This window comes from Candidatus Auribacterota bacterium (assembly GCA_026392035.1).
GTDB lineage: Bacteria > Auribacterota > Tritonobacteria > UBA1439 > UBA1439 > JAPLCX01.
Genome location: JAPLCX010000019.1, coordinates 1 through 12,888, shown reverse-complemented (window position 1 = coordinate 12,888; position 12,888 = coordinate 1). Strand labels below are relative to the sequence as shown.

At 55.4% G+C, this 12,888-nt stretch carries 12 protein-coding genes; 9 read left to right on the top strand and 3 right to left on the bottom strand.

Features of this window, described 5'->3' with window-relative positions; translation table 11 throughout:
* Positions 1 to 624: 624 nt before the first annotated feature.
* The 3 genes from NTX71_02080 (at position 625) to NTX71_02070 (ending at position 2,716) form a co-directional block, all read left to right on the top strand.
* A complete protein-coding gene (locus NTX71_02080) occupies positions 625 to 1,071 on the top strand; it encodes a DUF488 domain-containing protein (GenBank protein ID MCX6338691.1) in 447 nt (148 codons plus the stop codon).
* Positions 1,072 to 1,084: 13 nt separating this feature from the next.
* A complete protein-coding gene (locus tag NTX71_02075; GenBank protein ID MCX6338690.1) occupies positions 1,085 to 1,879 on the top strand; it encodes a hypothetical protein in 795 nt (264 codons plus the stop codon).
* Between the two features lie 390 nt (positions 1,880 to 2,269).
* A complete protein-coding gene (locus tag NTX71_02070) occupies positions 2,270 to 2,716 on the top strand; it encodes a hypothetical protein (protein ID MCX6338689.1) in 447 nt (148 codons plus the stop codon).
* Positions 2,717 to 2,958: 242 nt separating this feature from the next.
* Here the strand turns inward: NTX71_02070 and istB are convergent, their stop codons facing one another.
* The 3 genes from istB to NTX71_02055 all read right to left on the bottom strand — a co-directional run bounded on the left by istB (position 2,959) and on the right by NTX71_02055 (position 6,180).
* Complete coding sequence (istB, locus tag NTX71_02065; protein MCX6338688.1) at positions 2,959 to 3,744, bottom strand: IS21-like element helper ATPase IstB; 786 nt, start codon at positions 3,742 to 3,744, stop codon at positions 2,959 to 2,961.
* Positions 3,741 to 5,084 carry an IS21 family transposase gene (gene istA / locus NTX71_02060; GenBank protein ID MCX6338687.1) on the bottom strand — a complete coding sequence of 448 codons (1,344 nt, stop codon included), beginning with the start codon at positions 5,082 to 5,084 and terminating at the stop codon, positions 3,741 to 3,743. The genes istB and istA overlap by 4 nt, the downstream gene beginning before the upstream one ends.
* Before the next feature lie 895 nt (positions 5,085 to 5,979).
* Positions 5,980 to 6,180 (bottom strand): ComEA family DNA-binding protein, encoded by a 201-nt coding sequence (locus tag NTX71_02055; protein MCX6338686.1) that lies wholly within the window; start codon positions 6,178 to 6,180, stop codon positions 5,980 to 5,982.
* 556 nt (positions 6,181 to 6,736) lie between these two features.
* On the opposite strand from NTX71_02055, the gene NTX71_02050 reads away from it, so the two are divergent.
* From NTX71_02050 to NTX71_02025, 6 genes are all read left to right on the top strand, one after another.
* A complete protein-coding gene (locus NTX71_02050) occupies positions 6,737 to 7,162 on the top strand; it encodes an Hsp20/alpha crystallin family protein (protein MCX6338685.1) in 426 nt (141 codons plus the stop codon).
* A 48-nt stretch (positions 7,163 to 7,210) separates the two neighbouring features.
* Positions 7,211 to 9,583, top strand: coding sequence for an endopeptidase La (lon, locus tag NTX71_02045; protein MCX6338684.1), 2,373 nt, complete (start codon positions 7,211 to 7,213; stop codon positions 9,581 to 9,583).
* Positions 9,580 to 10,686, top strand: coding sequence for an ATP-dependent 6-phosphofructokinase (locus tag NTX71_02040; protein ID MCX6338683.1), 1,107 nt, complete (start codon positions 9,580 to 9,582; stop codon positions 10,684 to 10,686). Before lon ends, NTX71_02040 begins: the two co-directional genes overlap by 4 nt.
* A 35-nt stretch (positions 10,687 to 10,721) precedes the next feature.
* Positions 10,722 to 11,186, top strand: a complete 465-nt coding sequence (locus tag NTX71_02035) for a DUF2062 domain-containing protein (GenBank protein MCX6338682.1) — start codon at positions 10,722 to 10,724, stop codon at positions 11,184 to 11,186.
* Positions 11,183 to 11,332 (top strand): GxxExxY protein, encoded by a 150-nt coding sequence (locus NTX71_02030; protein ID MCX6338681.1) that lies wholly within the window; start codon positions 11,183 to 11,185, stop codon positions 11,330 to 11,332. The genes NTX71_02035 and NTX71_02030 overlap by 4 nt, the downstream gene beginning before the upstream one ends.
* A gap of 73 nt (positions 11,333 to 11,405) precedes the next feature.
* Positions 11,406 to 12,740: an aspartate kinase gene (locus NTX71_02025; protein MCX6338680.1), complete on the top strand. Its 1,335-nt coding sequence runs from the start codon at positions 11,406 to 11,408 to the stop codon at positions 12,738 to 12,740.
* The last annotated feature ends 148 nt before the right edge of the window (positions 12,741 to 12,888 follow it).

Genomic DNA, 12,888 nt, shown 5'->3' with positions numbered 1-12,888 from the left:
GCTCTGTGGGGAGAAAAATGCGTTCTCGGATGGCGGTGTTATCCACTTATTCACACTATTCACAAAGAGAGAAAAAAAGAAGCAAAAAAAGAGAGAAAGGCTGCTACTACTACGAGTACTTTTCTCTTTGACGCAACAGGGGGGAGAAGGCCGCAGGCGTAATGCCTCAGTCAGGCACTGACAATGATAGCCGGCTGTCATTGCGAGTCCCGAAAGCTTTCGGGACGTGGCAATCCCCCTCTGAAAGCCCTTTAAGTGAGATTACTTTGCTCCGCTCGCAATGACAGCAGCGTGCGTATCAGTGCTTCACTGAGCGGTTACGCGTTGCCGGAGATCTACCTGCCATCTATTTCGGTACTCCCTCAGTTATGGGTGATATTACTGTAGGGGCTTGATTCCCGCCTTCGGCGGGCAAGTATCAAGCTTGCCACGTGAAACACGTGGCCCGCCATGCGGGTCGGATAAAACTTGTCCTGAGCCTGCCGAAGGATCCGACCCATACAGATTTGAGGGTCCGCTCACCACCCAAAACTGAGGCAGTACCTATTTCGTTGTATTCGATCATGAAAGATCCCGTTTTATTATCTTCGCTATATGTTATCATTTACCCGTGAGGGCAAAACAATGGCGAGGGTCAATGTCCTATATACAATAGGCTATGAAGGCAAAGATTTGGATGCCTTCGTCTCCCAACTGGGCAGGTTTCAGATACAGCGTGTTGTTGATGTTAGAGAAGTCCCGTTATCCCGGAAAAGAGGATTTTCCAAGTCTCCCCTCAGAGAAAGACTGGGGGAAGAGGGATTCGAGTATGTACATCTGAAAGAGCTGGGGAGTCCGAAAGAAATCAGGAAAAAGCTAAAAGAAGATAACGACTACCGCTCATTCTTTCAGGCTTTCTCTACCTACTTGAATAGTAACAAGCTGGCCATTGAGGAAGTTTATCAATATGTCCTTGACGCTACCTGTTGTTTGATGTGCTTTGAACAATCCCCGGAGGAATGCCACCGTTCGATTGTCGCGCAAAAGATAAAAGAAAGAGATGGGAACGGACTGACGATAGTCAATATATGAGGACACGGCCAAATTGCTTACAGAGAAGAAGAAGGTCCTTATAACTGTTAAAGCTTACCCCAACCCCAGTCAGAAATACGGCGAGACCGTATGCTGCGCTGGGGTTGATTTGGCTTCAGGGAAATTGCTACGGCTTTATCCTATTCCGTACAGAGACTTAGATGACGACAAGAAATTTAAGAAGTACAGCGTAATTGAAATAGCTTGTCATAAGGCCACCGATGACAAGAGACCCGAAAGCTATAAAGTCGACGCGGACAGCATTAAGATCGTCGAAGTGTGGGATACGAAGGATGAATGGGAACGACGAAAAATGGTCGTACTCCCAACGCTGTCCCCTTCGATGTGCTGGATGTATAAAGAGGCTGAAGAGAATGACAAGTCTCTGGCTTTGATCAAGCCTAGCGAAATTGACTTTTTATGGGAAAAAGCCGCGGCCAAAGATCAAGCGGCATGGGAGGCGTGCTACGCACAATTGAGTTTCTTTGATAAGAAGAAAAACGTGGTCGAGGCCATCCCCCATAATTTCTACTATTTCTTCAAGTGCGTCGGCGTAAAAGAATGTCCCGGGCACAAAATGAGCATTATCGACTGGGAACTGGGCCAATCCTACAGAAGGTGGCGTTGGATATATCGCAACGAGGCTATTCTACTGAAAAAGATTAAAGAAACATGGCTTGGTCGAATATGCTCCGGCAAAAATGATGTCTATTTTTACGTCGGCAACATGAAGCGCTTCCGCCAAACGTTTATGGTTCTTGGAGTGTTTTACCCACCGCTGCAGAATAAATCGCCCGTGTTAATCTAAAAGAGAGAACTGGTAGTGCTTTGGGGTCAAACCTTTATAAATGTAGAATTAAGATATGCTGGGGATAGGGCATGATGAACAACAACGGGCTCAGCCGTTGTATCGCGGGGATTGAGATTAGGGTTCTTACTTGTACTAATCGTTTGTCTGCTGAGCCTAAAAGACCAGACCGACGCCAATTCGCATATAGATCGCCTGAAGAAATTTGAAAAATTAGGACCGGAATTTGTTCGCCGTAAGTGGCCGAGCCTTCTCTCTGGAAAAGTGTTAATGTCTGCCGGTATTGTGTTGCTCAATGCGTTCAATGCGATTGTTTTAATCAACAAGTGGTGAACAATGTCGGCCATGTGAAGGTCGCTAAATTGTTCTAAGACCAGAGCCCAGTCAGTTGTGGCAGTGAGCTATCGTGCCGCGCCCAACCAGGCCGTTCCAGCTGACGCCGTTTCGCTAAGCTACGCGGTGCGGCTGAACGCCACCGGTGGGCTAGAAATGAACATGTCCGAGATCCGATTTAACAAATGGTCGGGCAAGAACATCCTCGCCGCCGCCGCGGGCATAGCAGTAGTGCTCTGGGTAGAGCAGCCGTACAAATCACGGCTTGGCTTCGCTTATCTTGGGATGCTGGCTGGAAACCAAGTCAGCTGTCTTTTAGACAATATTTCGAGAAAGTGCCGTATTCTCGGGTTTCTAGTCACGCTATGGAATATCTACAGCTTCTTCACAATGGGTTCCCAAATCCCGGCCCGAGCTCCAGATTTCCTGCAAGCTTTCTGGTGGGGTTTCGGTTTCCTTGCCTGGTTCCCTCATGAAGAGCTTGCCATTGTACGACTTGTATAAGAGATAAAAGAGATGATTGGTACACTTTCCTCTGTGGACCGGAAGCTTCAGGGTCACGGAAGCTTCAGGGTCAGACCTCTACTATTGACAGAAATTCGGGCGGGATAGGATCACTTTGACATGGCCGAATCACAGAGGATAGGATCGCCGGGCGCATGGTATCGTGTCAGAAGCGATGGTGTCACCGGTCGATTCAAAACCAGCCACTGGCGGTCGAATCAAAACCAGCCAGTGTTTACCCCCTATGATTGCCTCTCCTTGCTGCTTTTGCAAGCACGATCTTTTCGTTCAGACCCGGCGTCTGCCCGATGGGCAAGCCGGTAGCTCCTGCCTTTAATGGTGATGATCTCGGCATGATGGAGAAAGCGGTCCAGAATGGCTGTGGCCGACGGCACATCCCCGATGAGTTTGCCCCATTCCTCGATGGGGCGGTTAGAAGTCATAATGGTTGAGCGGAGCTCATAGCGCCGCATGATGACCTCAAAGAGATACTCGCCGGACTTGCGAGGCAGGTGTTTAAGCCCCATATCATCAATAATCAGCAGATCAGGCCGGAGATAGTCCGATATAACATCTCCCTCCCCTGCAAGGCCCTCACCCTGCAGGAAGTCCCTGACCACATCAAAGACCGAACGGTACATTACAACGAAGCCTGCCTTGATCGCCTGATAGCCGATAGCCTGTGCCAGATGCGATTTGCCGACTCCCGGCGGACCTACAAAGAGCACATCCCGCGCCTCCCGGATGAACTGGCAGCTCGCAAGATCATAGATCTGTTTGCGTTTGATGGACGTATTGAAGCTGAAGTCAAAGTCCTCCAGTGTTCTCGTGTCGCGGAATGACGCGGTTTTTATCCTCCTCGCAATGAGTCTCTGATGCCGCATATTGATCTCATCCTGGATGAGCAGCTCAAGGAACTCCGCATGCCCCAGGTTGTTCCCTGCGGCCTCCTGGAGCCTGACATCAAGAACCTGTATTAGCCCTGAGAGCCTCAGTTTCCGTAAGGCGGTGACGAGTGAGTCATTCATGCGGGGACTACCTCCTTTCGTAATTCTGCAAGGTTCCTTATAACCGTGCCATACTCGGCCATATCCCGGATAAGAGGATGTGTCTGAGTAAACTCGAAGTTATCCTGCTCGGTTGGTATCTTTATCAGGTGGCGCACATCGCGAAGGCGGTATGCTCCATGCGACACCGCCAAGGCGCATGCCTCCTCGATACACTTTGCCGAATGGCGCCTGGTAAGGGCCACCAGCCCTTGCAACACGCGTATCGCCAGGGGCCCGCGATTTAACAGAACCGCCATGCCCCATTTCCCGCACTGCTCCCCTATGAGCCCCGTACGCTCAAGCCAGTAGTCCGCGCTGCGCTCAACACTGCCTCTTCGGCCACCGAGACCAAGACATGACGAGAACTTTCCCCGAGGCACTCGCGCAAAAACGGTAATCTTTTCAAATCGCTGGTTGTAAATACGCACCAGCCTCGAGTCCCAGCGCACCCATACCTTCCGCCCAATATACTCCTCGGGCACTTCATAATACGACCTGGCCACTTCGACATAGCTATCCCTGTGAACAGTGCGCTGTCCCTCCTCAAAACAGGGGAACAACATCGGAGGCAACGGCAGTAACGCGCGCTTCTCATGCTCTTCAAACAGCTTCTTCACCTGCATGCGGGTGGTCCCATGTATCCTGAGATCTGCAACCGTCTCTTCCCAGTGACGCAGATATACGTTCTCGGCCTCCATAGTCACGAACTCGCGTCCCTTCAACGCATTATTCTTGACGTATTTGACCCCGCCCTCGACCTTCCCTTTATGCTGGGGAGTGTATGGCCGTGTCGGGAGTACCGCGGTTCCGTAGTGCCGGGCAAACTCATCGATCTTCGGGTTCAGGTCGGGATCGTACCAGTCTGTTTTCGTGACGGCGGCTTTCAGATTATCAATGCAGAGTGTCCGGGGAACTCCACCAAAGCTTCTGAAGGCATTCTCGATACAGCGGATAAACCCTTCCGTCGTCTGCCGGGGAATGCATTCACTGTAGGATTTGCGCGAGTAGCTCAACGCGACCCGTAGAAAAGGCGGGCGGCTCCTGTGCCCATTTTCGCCTATAATCGGCGCGCCGCGCCCGAAGTCAACCTGGGCTTCCTCCCCGGGGAGACATTCCATCCGGTATATGCGTTCCGGATGCCCCTCCCGCATACCTCTGACACACCGCTTTACCGACTCATATGAGCCTGTAAAACCATGCTCAATCACCAGATCTTGATATATCCGCTGAGCCGATAATCCTGCTTGTATCTTCTGCTCTATGTTCTCGCGGAAAGGGTTACACTGGCTTGGCCTACCTGGTTTCCCGGCGGTCGAAATGGCTGGTTTGAATCGGGGGAGCCGGCGGTCGAAATGGCTGGGTTTGACTCTCTCTCCAGCCCGATCCTGATGTACCGGGCTACCGTCTCACGATCGAGCCCCAGCTCTCGCGCAATACGCCTCTTGGACCATCCACGGCTGTATCATGTCTGTATCGAATGAGTTATAGCCACTTTGATCAGATTTGCCATGCAAATACCCCCTCTCTGTGTTAGGGTATTCTACAGGACAAATCTCTCCTCTAAAGTGGCTGGTTTTGAATCGTTCTTTAGTGGCTGGTTTTAACCGACCGCTGACACGATGGCAGCGAGCGGAAGGAGCTGTTTAGGCTGGATGAGATACGCACAAGAGAGTTCAGATAAGAATGTCAGAGGATAAACAACTCTCGAAGAAGATGGGCGGGATAAGACAGAAGCTGTTTAGTCAATAGTAGAGGTCTGACCCTGAAGGTTCCCACCCTGCCTCAGGGGTCAAATCTTTAATCTTTACTTTTCGATCCACCCGGTCAATCTTCCGCCGCGCAGAAGGAAAATAAACCCAACTCTCATAATCAACAAAGTGCCCTGTACAACAGCCCGGGAATTGATTCTACAATGAATTGAAGAATCGCGGAAATGGAATCGACGGGAAAATGTAAGGGGTCAGTCACGGGGTGTAGAGCACCCTTAAGGGTGCTCTACGTTGCGGAGTATTCTATTTAGCCCCACCGTAACTGAGAAGGTGTGAAAAAATCACGATCGCCGCATCCGCATTTTCAGCCTAAACTGTAGGGGCGCGATTTATCGCGCCCGCTGGCGGGTCGGATGAATCCGACCCCTACAAAAAAGGCCGGGGAGGCAATTTTTTCACACCTTCTGAGGGATTACCGCGTGGAATTGCGCCGGTTATGGGCGGATCAGAGGGTGATATATCCCCTGATCCGGCTTATTATTTTCTTTCCGATGCCCGGCACTGAATCGAGATCATCAATAGTCGCGAACCATCCATTGCTCCTTCTGAACATGATGATTCGCGCGGCCCTCTTCGGGCCGATGAGCGGGAGCGTCTCGAGGGCTTTCCGGGAAGCGCGGTTGATGTTTACCCTGGCAGTTTTCATGGGACGAGTTCCGACTGAAAAGTTCAGCTATGCGCAGCAGTACCGCGCTAAGTGTAAATCAGTTACGGAGTGGGGTCAATCATTTCTTGGTCTGTGAAGTAAGGGGTCACTTATAGAGGGGGGCCACGGATGAACACGGATTATGACGGATATTCACAGATGAAAAGAAAGCTTCATCTTCGGCCATCCGTGTGGTTATCCGTGAAAATCCGTGGCGAACATCATTTACCATTACCCCTGCAAAACTGACCATTACTCTGTGAAAGGGTCTGTGAAAATGGCTGTCAAATAAAACGCGACCGGTTATAATGATGAACAGGGATTGCCGGATTGAAGGGCGGGCCACGATCGCTCCACGTGGGTTGTCGGCTGGAGCAATGACCATCGCTGGGGTAGTGTCAAAAGTTTTATGAAAAAACTAAATGCAACCACAGATTGCACAGATAGTTGTAAAGATTTTTTGGGGGGAGGGAATCTGCGCCAATCTGTGGTGAATAAATCTGTGGTTGCTTTATAAGATCTTTTGGCATTACCATCGCTGGGGCAAGGAGGTGTTATGAGCGCGCAGCTTCTCCTGGGGACCTTCAGAGAGCTCGAGAGGAGGATCCTTCGTAGCCTGTGGGGCGAGGAATCCTCCGGCCCCGTGTTCACGGAGATCCATTTCGAGCCGTGCATCGATGTCTTTGAGACGCGGGAGGGCACCGTCGTCAAGATGGAAATTCCCGGGATGAAGAAGCGGGATATCACTGTGGAGCTCGAGGGAGACACGCTCGTCATCAGGGGGCGTCGGGATGACAAATCACGAGGAGCAAAGGTCTCCTACCAGCAGATGGAGATCGACTACGGAACGTTCGAGCGGAGGGTAACAGTACGCACCCCTATCAAAAAGGATGCGGTGAGCGCATGTTATCGCGACGGCTTCCTTGAGGTGTGGCTGCCCACGCGGCGCCCCCTCAGGGGGAAGAGGGGGCAGCCTGGTTGAGAACCAGGGCCTCCGTGCTTTTTTACCACGCCCTGGAGGAAATCTGTTATGCACGCGAACAACCCACCCATTGACATGAGCGTGAAGGTCGCCATTCCCCGCGAGGTCGGGATATTGCCCCTGCGTGACACGGTTATCTTCCCCTTTATGATCACTCCCCTCCTCGTTGGGCGTGAGAAATCGATACGGTTGATCAATGAATCACTCTCGGGCGATAAGATCGTGGGGCTCGTCGCCCAGCGGAAAACCGAGGTCGAGGATCCCCGCGCGGATGACCTCTATCGCTACGGGACCGTGTGCAAGATACATAAAATGATACGCTACCCCGACCAGCGGGTGAATATCATCATCCAGGGGCTCCAGCGATTTCAACTCGAGCGCGTCATCCAGGAGGAGCCCTATTTCAAGGCCGCGATTGTGCCTCTCGATGATGTGGTCCAGACGGATATGGAGATACAGGCGCTCGCCCGGAGCGTCTCAAACCAGTTCCAGAGGATCCTGTCGCTCTCGCCGCTCCCGGCCAAGGAGCTGCAGATGTCGGTCCTGAACATCACCGAGCCGAGCAAGCTCGCCGATTTCATCGTCTCAAATATGGATGTGGAACTCGCGAAGAAGCAGGAACTGCTCGAGGAGCTCGACGTCAAGGCGCGGCTGAAAAAACTTCTGCTTATTATCGACAAGGAGCTTGAGATTCTGGAGCTGGGAACCAAGATACAGACGAGCGTGCAGAGCACCATCAGCAAGGGGATGCGGGAACACTACCTGAGAGAGCAGCTCAAAGCGATCCAGAAGGAGCTCGGCGAGGGTGACGAGCAGACGCGGGAGGCGCGCGAGTTCACGGAGAGCATCACGAAGGCGAAGATGCCGAAAGAGGTCGAGGAGGTCGCGCGGAAGGAACTCGGCCGCTTTGAAACCATCAATCCCGCCGCTGCCGAGTACACGGTATCCAAGACCTACCTCGAGTGGCTGGTGAGTCTCCCCTGGTCAGCGGGGACTAAAGATACACTTGATATCCGCCGGGCGAGGAAGATTCTCGACCGCGATCACTACGATCTGGAGAAGGTCAAGGAGCGCATTCTCGAGTACCTCGCCGTGCGCAAGATCAAAAGGGATACCAAGGGGCCGATCATCTGTTTCGTGGGCCCGCCCGGCGTGGGCAAGACCTCTCTGGGGCGCTCGATCGCCGCCGCCATGGGGCGAAAGTTCATCCGCATATCGCTCGGTGGGGTGAGGGACGAGGCGGAGATCCGCGGGCACCGCAGGACCTATGTGGGCGCGCTGCCGGGACGGATCATCCAGAATATCAAGAAGTGCGGCTCCCGGAATCCCGTTTTCATGATCGACGAGGTTGACAAGATCGGGGCCGATTTCCGGGGGGACCCTGCGAGCGCGCTGCTCGAGGTGCTGGACCCCGAACAGAATTTCAGTTTCTCCGATCACTACCTCGAGGTCCCGTTCGATCTCTCCCCGGTGATGTTCATCACCACGGCGAATATTCTCGACCCGATCCCCCCGGCGCTCAGGGACCGCATGGAAGTGATCGAGCTGCCCGGCTACACGGAGGAGGAGAAGATCACGATCGCCGAGGGCTACCTCACCCCGCGACAGCTCGCCGAGCACGGCCTCACCGGGGGGCGGGTCGTCTTCCGCAGGGGGGCGCTCGAGGGGATCATTCGTGACTACACCCGCGAGGCGGGATTGAGGAACCTCGAGCGTGAGATCGCCGCCGTGTGCAGGAAGATCGCCAAGTCGGTCGCGCAGGGGAAAAAGGAGCGGATGGTCATCACGCGGCAGAGGCTGAGATACTACCTGGGGCCGGTGCGCTTTATCTCCGAGCTCGCGGAGAGGACCGGCGAGCCCGGCGTGGCGATCGGCCTCGCCTGGACCCCCAGCGGCGGCGAGATTCTCTTCATTGAGGCGAAGAGGATGAAGGGGAAGAAGGGCTTGACCCTCACCGGTCAGCTCGGCGAGATCATGAAGGAATCGGCCATGGCCGCGATGAGTTTCGTGCGCAGCTACGCCGGCCGTTTTGGGGTCGCCGAGGATTTCTTCGAGAAGAGCGATGTCCATATCCACGTGCCCGCGGGCGCGATCCCCAAGGACGGCCCCTCTGCCGGCGTCGCCATTGCCGCGGCGCTCGTCTCCATGCTCCGGGGGATACCGCTCGATTCCCGAACGGCCATGACCGGAGAGATCACCCTCACCGGCAAGATCCTGCCCATTGGCGGAATCAAGGAAAAGATTCTTGCCGCGCGGAGGGCGGGCGTGACCACGGTGATCCTCCCGGAGAAAAACAGGAAGGATCTCCAGGAGATTCCCGTGGTGCTGCGCCGATCGCTGAAATATGTGTTTGTGAAAGACCTCTCGCAGTTGCTCAAGAATCTGTTCCGCGATGCGAGAAAGGGGAGGGCGAGTAAATGAGGGGGCAGGGGAGCGGAAAGGTCGAACGGATCGGCGTGCTCACGGGCGGCGGGGACTGCCCGGGGCTGAACGCCGCCATCCGCGCGGTGACCAAGACCGCGATCAACGTGTACCGCATGAGCGTGGTAGGGTTCAAGGACGGGTACGAGGGTCTTGTCGAGCGGAGGTTTAAAGAGCTCTCCTACGATGACGTTTCGGGAATTATCACCTGGGGGGGGACGATCCTGGGCACCTCGAATAAAGCCGATCCGTTCCGCTTCTGCGTCAGGGAGAGGCAGGGGATGGTGTGCAGAGACCTGTCGAGGCAGGCGATTGACAACGCGCGCCGCCTCGGCGTGCAGGCGCTGATCTGCATAGGGGGAGACGGGACGCTCTCCATCGCGCACCGTCTCTGGAAGAAGGGGCTCCCGTGCGTCGGGGTCGCAAAAACCATTGATAACGACCTGGGGGAGACCGAGGTGACCTTCGGTTTTGATTCGGCGCTCACGACCGCTGCAGAGGCGATCGACAAGATCCGCACGACGGCGGAATCTCACCACAGGGTGATGGTGGTCGAGGTCATGGGGCGCTACGTCGGCTGGATCGCCCTCTGTACTGGCCTCGCCGGGGGGGGCGACGTGATCCTTATCCCTGAGATCCCCTACCGCGTGGATGTCATCTGCGGCCTCGTGAAGGCCCGGCACAGGAAAGGGAGGCGGTTCAGCATTATCGTGGTATCCGAGGGGGCGCGGCCTGTCGGCGGGAAACCGGTGGTGGACAGGGTGGTCGGGGACAGCCCCGACCCGGTCAGGCTCGGCGGTGTGGGCAGGGTCCTCGCGGGCGAGATCGAGAAGCGCACGGGCATCGAAGCGCGCGTCACTGTCCTTGGCCATCTCCAGCGCGGTGGAGAGCCGACCGCTTTTGACCGCATCCTCGCCACCAGGTTCGGTGAGGAAGCCGTGCATCTGGCTGCGGAGAGGCGGTTCGGGCGAATGGTGGGGATCAAGGGTGGTGCCATCAGGTCGGTCACCCTGCTGAAGGCCATCGCCAGGCTCAAGCGGGTGCCGAGAAATTCTCCGCTCATCAGGGTGGCGAGGGCGGTCGGGACATCTTTCGGCATATAAGTATGCATTCCACCTCGTAGGTGGAACGGGCAGGTGTGACACTATCTATGAGGGAGAAGCTCTCCGGTCTGTTGCGCAGCCATTCATCGAACCACGAGATCGCCCTCGGACTCGCCGTCGGCATGTTCGTGAGCTTCTTCCCGATCTACGGCCCGCAGATGCTCGCCTGCCTGGTGATCGTCCTGATATTTCGAAGGCTGAACAGGATCGCGGTCTTCATCGGCGTTCAGTTCTCGTGGCTCTACCCGCTCGTCGTGTACTGTGACTATCAGGTGGGCCGCCTGATCATGCCGGGGGAGCATCCCCCCATCAGCATGTCCGATTTTCAGGGGAAGGGCTTCGCACACGTCGTCGCACTGGTGAAACGGCTGTTCCCGCTCCTCCTCGCGGGGAGCCTCGTCGCCGGAGCTATTGCGGCAGTGCTGACCTACGGCGTCGCTATGGCATTGCTGGCAAAGTACCGGACGCAATCAACGGAATCCACAGATATACACAGATAAACGCAGATGAACACAAGGTTGTAGAAGCCCTGGACAAGGCACACCGCGCACAGCTGTTAAACTATTTGAAAATTGCCGGCCCCAGGGTTGGGTTGCTTCTCAATTTTGCATTACCAAGACTGGAATACGAAAGATTAATACTTTGATCTTTTCTATCTGTGCGTATCTGTGACCATCTGTGTATATTTATGGATGACGATGAACTGGTAGGATGTTTCCATGATTGTGATGAAATTCGGTGGGACCTCGGTTGGCAACGCAGCGGCGATCGAGCGGGTTCGGAGGATCGTCAGAGGCCGTCTCGAACATGATCCCGTGGTTGTGGTTTCAGCGGTCGGCGGGATCACGAACCTTTTGCTCCACACCGCCCGGAAGGCCAGGGAGCGCTCCCGCCAGGCCATGAGCATGCTGGAAAGGATATACAGCGTCCACAATGGCATTGTCCGTGAGCTCGGGCTCACGCAACAGCTCGTCGCGCAGGAGTATGAATACCTGAAGGAGGTCATGCACGGGATTTACTACCTCGGGGAACTCACGCCGAGGACGCTGGATTACGTGGCGAGCTTCGGGGAGCGTCTCTCCGCCAGGATCGTCAGCGCGTATTTCTCGAGCCGCGGCATCCCGAGCCGTGCCTGCATGGGATGGGAGGCCGGGATCCTCACGAATGCCGAGCACGGCAACGCCAGCCCGCTGCCGGAGACATACGCCATGGTCCGCAGGAAGCTGCGTTCGAGGAAGAAGCTGCCGGTGGTGACCGGTTTTATCGCGAGGGGCACGCATGGCGAAATCACCACGCTGGGCCGCGGGGGGAGTGATTTCACCGCGGCGATTGTGGGGCGGGGACTGAACGCGAAAGAGATCCAGATCTGGACGGACGTCACCGGGATCATGACGGCCGATCCGCGCATCGTCCCGCGGGCGAGAACGATCGGGAGGTTGAGCTACGCCGAAGCGGCGGAGCTCGCCTATTTCGGCGCGAAGGTGTTGCATCCGCGCACGATCGAGCCGGCCGTGGAGAGGGATATCCCCGTGAGGATCCTCAATACGTTCGAGCCGGAGGCCGCGGGTTCACTCGTGGTGAGAAGGGCAGCGAGACCGAAGCACCTGATACGGGCGATCGCCTCGAAGAGAAACAATATCCTCATCAATCTCAGATCCACGCGCATGCTTGACGCGCACGGCTACCTCGCGCGGATCTTCGAGGTGTTCAAGCACTACGCGGTTCCGGTGGACCTGATCGCGACCTCAGAGGTGAGCGTATCGGTGACGGTGGATGGAAACGCCGCGCCCAGGCTCAAGGGTATTATCAGTGACCTCGGCAGAATATGCACGACACGGACCGTGGAGAATCGCTCGATCGTCTGTGTCGTCGGCGAGGGGATCGGGCACACGCCAAACGTTGCGGGGAAAATATTCAGGATTGTGGGGCGCGGGGGGATCAATGTGGAAATGATCTCCCAGGCCAGCTCCGCCCTGAACATCAGCTTCCTCGTGCGGGGCAGCGATACCGACAGGGCCGTCAGGCTCCTGCACCGCGAATTCCTGGAAGGGTAGCTCACCCTTTAGCCCGACTTTCGCAGATTTTTGATATTTGAGGGTTTTTGTATTTTTCCGAGGCTTGTGGATTGATTATATTGGGTGCTTTGGCCGAAAAGGGGTTTTCCCCCCCCTGTGTGGAGACCTACCCTCTGGATTTTAGTTG

Bases quoted from the DNA above. Each gene is read 5' to 3' on its own strand.
- NTX71_02040 (MCX6338683.1), top strand. From the start codon at position 9,580: ATGAGGGGGCAGGGGAGCGGAAAGGTCGAACGGATCGGCGTGCTCACG.
- NTX71_02050 (MCX6338685.1), top strand. From the start codon at position 6,737: ATGAGCGCGCAGCTTCTCCTGGGGACCTTCAGAGAGCTCGAGAGGAGG.
- NTX71_02055 (MCX6338686.1), bottom strand. From the start codon at position 6,180: ATGAAAACTGCCAGGGTAAACATCAACCGCGCTTCCCGGAAAGCCCTC.
- istB (MCX6338688.1), bottom strand. From the start codon at position 3,744: ATGAATGACTCACTCGTCACCGCCTTACGGAAACTGAGGCTCTCAGGG.
- lon (MCX6338684.1), top strand. From the start codon at position 7,211: ATGCACGCGAACAACCCACCCATTGACATGAGCGTGAAGGTCGCCATT.
- NTX71_02025 (MCX6338680.1), top strand. From the start codon at position 11,406: ATGATTGTGATGAAATTCGGTGGGACCTCGGTTGGCAACGCAGCGGCG.
- NTX71_02080 (MCX6338691.1), top strand. From the start codon at position 625: ATGGCGAGGGTCAATGTCCTATATACAATAGGCTATGAAGGCAAAGAT.